General features: G+C 45.7%; 10 protein-coding genes. 5 read left to right on the forward strand and 5 right to left on the reverse strand.

The genetic code is table 11. The features are described 5' to 3' along the window. Positions 1–80: 80 nt before the first annotated feature. A complete protein-coding gene (locus AC1YY3_RS10330; RefSeq protein WP_481825189.1) occupies positions 81–317 on the reverse strand; it encodes an alkaline phosphatase in 237 nt (78 codons plus the stop codon). After that, complete coding sequence (locus tag AC1YY3_RS10335; RefSeq protein ID WP_482194461.1) at positions 275–595, reverse strand: hypothetical protein; 321 nt, start codon at positions 593–595, stop codon at positions 275–277. The genes AC1YY3_RS10330 and AC1YY3_RS10335 overlap by 43 nt, the downstream gene beginning before the upstream one ends. A gap of 186 nt (positions 596–781) precedes the next feature. Between AC1YY3_RS10335 and AC1YY3_RS10340 the strand changes: the two genes are divergently transcribed. Next, positions 782–1,213, forward strand: coding sequence for a hypothetical protein (locus AC1YY3_RS10340; RefSeq protein WP_481825187.1), 432 nt, complete (start codon positions 782–784; stop codon positions 1,211–1,213). 148 nt (positions 1,214–1,361) lie between these two features. On the opposite strand, the gene AC1YY3_RS10345 is transcribed toward AC1YY3_RS10340, so the two are convergent. After that, entirely contained in the window at positions 1,362–2,516 is a 1,155-nt protein-coding gene (locus AC1YY3_RS10345) for a hypothetical protein (protein ID WP_482194462.1), read from the reverse strand. A 354-nt stretch (positions 2,517–2,870) separates the two neighbouring features. On the opposite strand from AC1YY3_RS10345, the gene AC1YY3_RS10350 reads away from it, so the two are divergent. Further along, positions 2,871–3,107 (forward strand): hypothetical protein, encoded by a 237-nt coding sequence (locus tag AC1YY3_RS10350; protein WP_481825163.1) that lies wholly within the window; start codon positions 2,871–2,873, stop codon positions 3,105–3,107. Between the two features lie 227 nt (positions 3,108–3,334). Continuing rightward, a complete protein-coding gene (locus AC1YY3_RS10355) occupies positions 3,335–3,715 on the forward strand; it encodes a glycerophosphodiester phosphodiesterase family protein (protein ID WP_481825162.1) in 381 nt (126 codons plus the stop codon). 48 nt (positions 3,716–3,763) lie between these two features. Here the strand turns inward: AC1YY3_RS10355 and lplT are convergent, their stop codons facing one another. Both lplT and AC1YY3_RS10365 read right to left on the reverse strand, forming a co-directional pair. Then, entirely contained in the window at positions 3,764–5,023 is a 1,260-nt protein-coding gene (gene lplT, locus AC1YY3_RS10360; RefSeq protein WP_481825161.1) for a lysophospholipid transporter LplT, read from the reverse strand. 13 nt (positions 5,024–5,036) lie between these two features. After that, positions 5,037–5,834, reverse strand: coding sequence for a UDP-2,3-diacylglucosamine diphosphatase (locus AC1YY3_RS10365; RefSeq protein ID WP_481825160.1), 798 nt, complete (start codon positions 5,832–5,834; stop codon positions 5,037–5,039). Between the two features lie 197 nt (positions 5,835–6,031). Between AC1YY3_RS10365 and AC1YY3_RS10370 the strand changes: the two genes are divergently transcribed. Both AC1YY3_RS10370 and AC1YY3_RS10375 read left to right on the forward strand, forming a co-directional pair. After that, positions 6,032–6,838 carry a GNAT family N-acetyltransferase gene (locus AC1YY3_RS10370; protein WP_481825159.1) on the forward strand — a complete coding sequence of 269 codons (807 nt, stop codon included), beginning with the start codon at positions 6,032–6,034 and terminating at the stop codon, positions 6,836–6,838. Beyond that, positions 6,804–7,598 (forward strand): lysophospholipid acyltransferase family protein, encoded by a 795-nt coding sequence (locus AC1YY3_RS10375; RefSeq protein ID WP_481825158.1) that lies wholly within the window; start codon positions 6,804–6,806, stop codon positions 7,596–7,598. Before AC1YY3_RS10370 ends, AC1YY3_RS10375 begins: the two co-directional genes overlap by 35 nt. Positions 7,599–7,798: the final 200 nt, after the last annotated feature.

Here is a 7,798-nt window from a genome sequence, read left to right on the forward strand (position 1 = left end):
ATTTCGCACTCCCACCGAGTATCTTGTTAATCGGTTTTCATTGTAAAAATGAAATGGACAATGTGTTAAAAATGATCCCTTTAATTACCGAATCCACTAACCATTTTTTTATGCATAACGTGGAAAATAACATTCCGTTCAAGTACACCTTGGAACAAGTGCGCGCCAGAGCCACGAGCGTAGACTACAACATCTTCGCCCACATGGGTTTCAGAACCCGCCAAGGGTACAGTCGCTTCTTGGTGGAAATTTGCGTCGGTCGTGTCTACGTTGGTTATGTCGGCAAAACGACCGGTTTGAACAGGCGTTGAGTACACATCATCACCCCTACACCGGTATGAAAACCTAAACCGTTCGCGTAGGACAAGGTTATATAGAACACACCGTCAGAAGCTTTGGTAAAACTTGCTGCACCAGGTTCTATCACTTTACCCAGTATATTGTTGCCGCGCTGTGGATAACCCGCAATGGTAAAGGTATGGCTGTGGTCTGCTGATAACATCCCATCGGCTGTTTTTACGCCCGTCACCATCACGGTCATCGTCGGTGCAGAGTCTGAAGTTTGTTGATTGGTGCGGTCAGCTTTTCCAAGCATAGTCATAATGCAGGTCTTATATGAAAACCTTATTACAAAAGCGTTACCACTACATGACTTCAAACCAAGGGCTAAAGTTTTCTGTATCCAAAAATCCCTTGCTAATATTTTGGTAGGGCGTAAACTGGGCATCCATAAACGGTATATACTGTTTATACGGTATTCACTTTCAATAAGGACTAAACCATGACTACTGCACAGCCAAAACCAACAAAGCGCACAACTACCGCTGCAAAATCGCAAGCATCCGCAATCAAACAACCTGCCAATAAAGTCGCCATAAAAAAGACACCAGCATTACCACCCACAACTGCCGTCGAAAATGCCGGTGAATTTCCTGTGCAAAACCAGATAGCACCGTTCAGTGTTAAAAAGAAAAAGCAGGAAAAGGCCAAAGTGATCAGGGATAGCTTTTCGTTTCCTGAACAGGATCACCACAAAATAACTGAACTCAAAAAGATTTGCTTGGCGGCTGGGGTGCATGTCAAAAAAGGTGAAATCCTACGAGCTGGGTTGGGTTTATTGACGAATTTGAATTTGTCTGACCTTTTACAGGCAGTAGAAAAAGTCGAGCGCGTGAGAACTGGCCGACCAAAGTCAGTAAAAAAGCTTAATTAAAATGCAGTGGTTTTGACTTTTTTTTGTTAAAACCTGAGAACCGCGATAGTTTGCCAAAAATCTGGTTATTCCATTTAAGTCAAAAAACAGAACCCTGGCTTTTTAAAATATCCAGGATTCCGTTGTAGTTTTTTGCAGATAATGACTGTTAGAGCGCAGGAGGCGTATGGTCTACGCGGTTGCCCGGCACGACCTGTGGCTGGTAGTTGAAGACTTCTCGGCTACGGGCATCCACAAGCACTTTCACCCAGTTTGCGTCGTTGGTACCATTTGCCGCATTGTCGCCAAAGGTTTCGACGCGCGTGAAATTCTCAAGCCGTTTGCCAGCAACATCAAGAAACGGTTTGTCAACGCGAAAATAGTGCGAATCGCCATGTACATAAGCGACAGGCTTACGGAAAGCAATCACCTCATTACGCAGTGCACTGAGGAATGCCTGAAAACCATCGGTTGCTGGGTTGGCTTCTGCTAGTGTTTTCGGGTCGCGCAATGGTGCTCTCGTTCCATCGGTCAAATCCCAGCCTGGGTTGCCTTGGCTCACAAACATGACTGCCGCCGAGTTTTTGGCAGTAGCGGTATCAAAAGTCTCTTGCATCCAGGCAATATTGGCGGCATTCCGAGCGGCAAATTCGGCGGGGTCGGGTGCAACGTCGCAAAGATTGTTGCAAGAGCCTTGGATATTGAGTGTGGCGTAAGTTACCCTGCCAACAGTCCAGCGGCGATTCTCTGAGCACGGCACAAAGGTTTTCGTCCCATCAGGCGCAACGCCAAGGCACAATGGCGATGTCTGCACTTCTTGGCGCATTTTGCGTTGTCCTAATGAAAACGGTGTGTTGAAAAAAACTTGGCGTTCGTGATCGAGGCGTTCCAGAGAATTGAATCCCCCGTTCGATGTGCGGTCACAATCCGTCCAGTCGTTATCTCCTGGCGTGAACACCGCCGGTGCTTGTAGGGCATTGAAATAACTGAGTGCTTGTGTGTAAAGGCCATCAGCACAAGTGGTGACAGTAGTCGAATTGGCTATGCTGCTGCCACCTTTCAAATCACCGTCTTGCACCGTAAAAGCCAACCGTTGCCTGTTCATGTCCGCAATCAGGTTGGGAACACCAGTCAACGCTTGCACATCGCTATAAGGTAAATCACCCCACAGGCCGATTGAGTAGACACCATTATCGTCTGCTGCGGTTGCAGGACTCATAGCAAGCATTGCTAAAATTGACATAGCAAATGCCTGTAAACACAAGGTACGAACTTTCAGTACTTTCCACAGAAATTGGGGAAATTGATAATCATCTGTTTTCATATTAAGCCTCGTTTTTTCAAAATGGATAGAGGATTCTTTGAAGAATTTTTCTCCGACCCAAGGTTTTTGTGGGCTTTAATGAAAGCAATATAGTCTTCGTTCTCAGCTTTCTAACCTTAAGGCAAATGCTTTTATACTAGGTCAGCATTACAATCCCTTTACAGTCTTAAATTTATGTTTCCCAGACCATTAAAGAGAATGTTGGGTTGATTTTGAATTTCGATGTGGCGGACAGTGCGTCATGCACATCATTAACATTGGCTGTTTGCTAATCTCTTATTTGATGATTTTTTACCAACTAGACAGCCGCAAACATAAGTCCTAAATTGTTACTTATGAGTTACCTATCTGCTATTGTCATCATCCCTTCAGCTTTGCCGAGCTGCGAAGAACGTCTCTGTATTCTCAACGATTGACGACCATGAAGTCATCAACGACTTTGCTGGCGGCGCGGCACTGGCAACAGACCCGCGTTTTTCAGAAACAACTGGACTGATTAACCAGACGGTACTTTACAAGTTATGGTATAGAACCTTACACGTCACAAGATCTGGCAAACAACAGTGCCAATATCATCAACCGCAAGCCTGAAATTGTCAGCCAGTTGATCGTTTCACCTCAGCCTTAACAGAGCCAATAAAACCAGCAGAATATTTTTGATTCTGCCAGAATTTTCTCGTTTTTTCCGTTTTGTTTCATCAATTGTTAACAGAATCGACATCAAACAGACATAACCAACGAGTAATGTTCAAAGCTCAACCGAACTGAATTTCCCAGGTTGAACACTATAAGTAAAATAACTTTTCTTGGAGACTATCATGCGCTTGTTTAACAAACTATTGGCTATTGCGGGAGCAATAGCCATCCTGTCGCCATTGGCGGTATCAGCAGGGCAAAACGGCAATAACAACCATAATCGGGGGGTACATAACGTCCAACTGGGGCCAAGGCCGTATTTTTTGGTCAACGATATGCAGAACAGCAAACTTAAAACCGAATTGCAGGAATGCTCGGAAGACCCGTTCCATAAAACCGATTTCTCGATAGGCCATCGTGGTGCTGCCTTGCAGTTCGCCGAACACACCAAGCAGTCGTATGAGGCTGCGGCACGGATGGGTGCAGGCATTGTCGAATGTGATGTCACTTTTACCAAGGATAAGGAACTTGTTTGCCGTCATTCACAAAGCGCGTTTAGCTAATTGAATGAAACTACAAGTCCAGTATTGCAGGGCGGTAATAAGCAATTGCTAATCTTGGTAGTGCCGGTGTTTATAGGTCAGCCAGCCCATTGTAGATGCGATAAACAGTCCGAAAACAATGACAATAGTTTTTACTGAAAACTCAGCTTGTATCATCAAGGCATACGCACCCAACATCAGCAATATACTGCTGTTTTCATTGAAATTTTGTAGGGCTATGGAATGTCCAGATCCCATCAGTTTGTGGCCCCTGTGCTGGAGCAGGGCGTTCATGGGGATCAAAAAACTGCCTGCCAAGGTGCCAACCAGAATCAGCATGAGTATTGCTAGCTGCCAATCGCTAATCCACGCCATCAAGACGATGACCACTCCCATCGCAATGCCTAGCGGCAAAACATTCACCGCATGTTCCAACGGCACCAGTTTTGCCGCGATGACCGAGCCGATGGCTAGCCCAACCGCGACGACCGCTGTCAATTGTGTGGCTTGTTGCAGGTCAAAATGCAGGGACGAAGCCGCCCAGATGAGGATGATAAAGCGTAGCGTTGTTCCTGCTCCCCAAAACAACGATGTGACCGCTAGCGATACCTGCCCTAACGGGTCACGCCACAACAAAAAAAAGCACCGCCAAAAATCAGTCCATAAGAGCGTAAGGTTTGTTTCGCCCAATTCATGCTCAATCGGTAATTTAGGTATGTAGAGGTTGAACACCGTAGCGGTCAAATAGAAACCCAGGACGACCAGGATCGCAAATTCGGGTGCGGTATCAATACCAAAAAACGGATGCTGGTTGAATAAGGATTCATAATGGTGGCCAATCAGTATGCCACCAATGATTGCGCCTAAAATGATAGCGGCAACGGTCAAGCCTTCCATCCAGCCATTCGCCCACACCAGTCGGTTAGCCGGAAGATATTCGGTCAAAATGCCGTATTTCGCCGGGGAATACAACGCAGAACCTGTGCCGACAAAGCCGTAAGCAAGCAAGGGGTGTAAGCCAAAAAATAAAGCGAGACAGCCAGCAATCTTGATGCTGTTGCTGATGAACATGACTTTACCTTTCGGCAAAGAATCCGCATAAGGGCCGACAAAGGGGGCTAGCAGGATAAAGGAGAGCACGAAAAATTGTTGCAGGACCGGGATTTCCCAAGATGGCGCTGCACGGTCTTTGAGCAGTTCGATTGCCGCAAACAACAAGCAATTATCGGCTAATGAGGAAAAGAATTGCGCGGTGAGGATTGTGTAAAAACCTTGGTTTATAGCATTTTCTGATAGTGTGATGCTCGGTTTGATTGTGCTTAGTGACAAGGCCAGTTCTCCATTATGGATTAGGTAGGTTTGTGGCTTCTAGGGCTTCATAGTCCAGGGCCGTTGTTTCAATCTTATGCCAATTCACCAGTTCCAGGGTGCCATTGTTGTGTTCTACGATAGCAGTGCAACTTTCTACAAAATCGCCGGTATTGACATATAAAAATCCGCTGATGTCCTTGATTTCTGCATGGTGGATATGTCCGCAGATAACGCCATCTACCCCTTCGTCCCTGAGCGTATTGACGATACTTTCTTCATAATCGGAAATGAACTGGACGGCATTTTTGACCTTGAACTTGAGATATGCGGCCAAGGAAAAATGTGACTGGATTCCCAACCAGCGTCGTACCATCCTTAGATAACGATTGAATTCAAGCAAAATATCGTAACTTTCGCTACCCAGTTTGGCGAGCCAGCGGTGGTATCGGGCAATGGTGTCGTATTCGTCGCCGTGCACAATCAAGAATTTCTGTCCGGCTACCGTGGTATGCACGTCCGATTTTTTGACGGTGATGTCGCCAAAGACATAACTGTCATAATCCCTGAGGTTTTCGTCATGGTTGCCGGGTATGTAGATGATCTGCGTGCCATGCCTGGCCTTACGCAATAATTTTTGGATGACGGTATTGTGGTCTCGCGGCCAGTACATTTTTTTGGATAGCGACCAGAAGTCGATAATATCACCGACCAGATACAACTTTTCGCTGTCGTTGTGTTTAAGGAAATCCAGCAACACATCAGCTTGGCATTGGGTAGAACCGAGGTGCAGGTCGGAAATCCAGATAGTCCGATAAGAATTGTTTGGCATGTTCTTCCTGAATTTAATAGCTGTTAAATCCTGCTTTTTCGTTGTAAAGATTGTAGCCAACGCACATGAAAGTTATATGACAATGCAATAAAAAAAGCGGACTAATACTGTGTGTAACAATAATTTCATGAATTCGACACAAAACTGACATTTTGATTGATTAAGGTATCCATTTATTTATTGGACTTAGGATGCCTATGAAAAGCCAACAGACCAAGCAGCAAACCACGCCGGAAAAAAAACTGACTTGTTTTATCGCAGATACCCAAGCGTTGATAGAAGAAGCCCAAATCTTGCGCTACCGAGTATTTGCCCAGGAAATGGGGGCGACACTCAAATCAGGCGCAGAAGGCTTGGATGTTGATGAAGTGGATGCGTACTGCGATCATTTGGTGGTCTACGATAATATCAACGCCAAGATCGTTGGTTATACCCGCCTACTAAACCAAGATCAGGCAAAACAGTTGGGACGGTTTTATTCCCAAAGTGAATTTGTTCTGGATAAGGTGCTGGCCTTGCCAGGACGGTTTCTGGAAGTGGGTCGGACGTGCATTGACCCTGACTATCGCGGCGGTGCGGTATTGACCACGCTTTGGTCAGCATTGGTGCAATATGCTTTAGAGGGCAAGTTCAACTACTTGTTAGGTTGCGCTAGCATTACCCCTGGCGTTAGTGGTTATGCCGTCGATGCGGTTTACCGGAATATTGATCCACAAAATATTGCTTCGGCTGAGTTGCAGGTCAAGCCCTTGATTCCAATACCCAAGTCATTACGTTGCCAGCGCGATGAATCGGGCATCCCGCCTTTGCTAAAAGCTTATCTGCGGTTTGGTGCGCTGGTTTGTGGCGAACCGTATTGGGATGAGGATTTCAATTGCATGGATTTATTCATTTTGTTACCGCTGGATCAACTCCAGGAACGCTACAGCAAACACTATATGAGGGGATTTATCGCCAGGGATGGTGTGTATGCCGCAAGCCAGTCGGGAACTGGCGCGGCGTAAAGTAATGAAATTGCGACTGCGGCTATGTTATAAAATTACACTTATTGTGCTGCTGTTCATCAGTGGATTAATCATCGCCGCTATCATTTTCCCGGCACTGGGTGTTTTATCTAAGCCATCCAAAGTAAAAGCTAGGCGAGATGCGTTAACACTGGCTTGGTTAACATGGTTTAGCTGGATACTTAGTTTGCACATTATTATAAAAGGCAAGCTGTTAAACCAACCCGCACTATTGGTTAGCAATCATATTTCTTGGGTTGATATTATTGTGTTAGGACAATTTGCTCCCGCACATTTTGTCGCCAAGAGTGACATTTTAGCTTGGCCTGTCATTGGTTATCTTGCTAAACAGGGCGGCACGGTTTTTGTGCGTCGAGGGGATAAACAGCAAGCCAAAGCAATCGCCGAGGAAATGATTTGGCTATTGAAGCAAAACAGCACGGTTATCGCTTTTCCTGAAGGCACTACAACTAAAGGTGGCGTGGTGCTGCCTTTCCACGCGTCTTTGTTTCAGGCTACGCTATTAACTAAAGCAATCGTCCAACCTGTTGCTATTCAATATCTGAGGGCAGCAACAAACTATGCGCCATTTATTGGTGAAGATACCTTTGTGCCGCACCTACTCAAGATGCTTGCGATGGATAAGATTGAGGTATCTGTTACTTTTCTTCCCACTATCGCTACCGTAGGTAAAAACCGCCAGTCTGTGAGCAATGAAGCGAGGGCGATGATTTTGAACAATCTAACGAGGAAGCAGTAAGGGACTGTCATTTCATTATTGAAACGGCAACTGTAATTAGTCGCTACTGTGCAATGCTTGACCCTTAGCCCAACCGAAATAACTCCATTGCCAGTAACTCAACAGCCCAAGCCACAACCAAACTCAATGCCGTCAAGGCTGCCGCCATACTGAAGAAGTCATTATGTTTGAAATGGTGTTTGTTGGATGATGTCTTATAC

Source organism: Methyloglobulus sp., assembly GCF_964779595.1.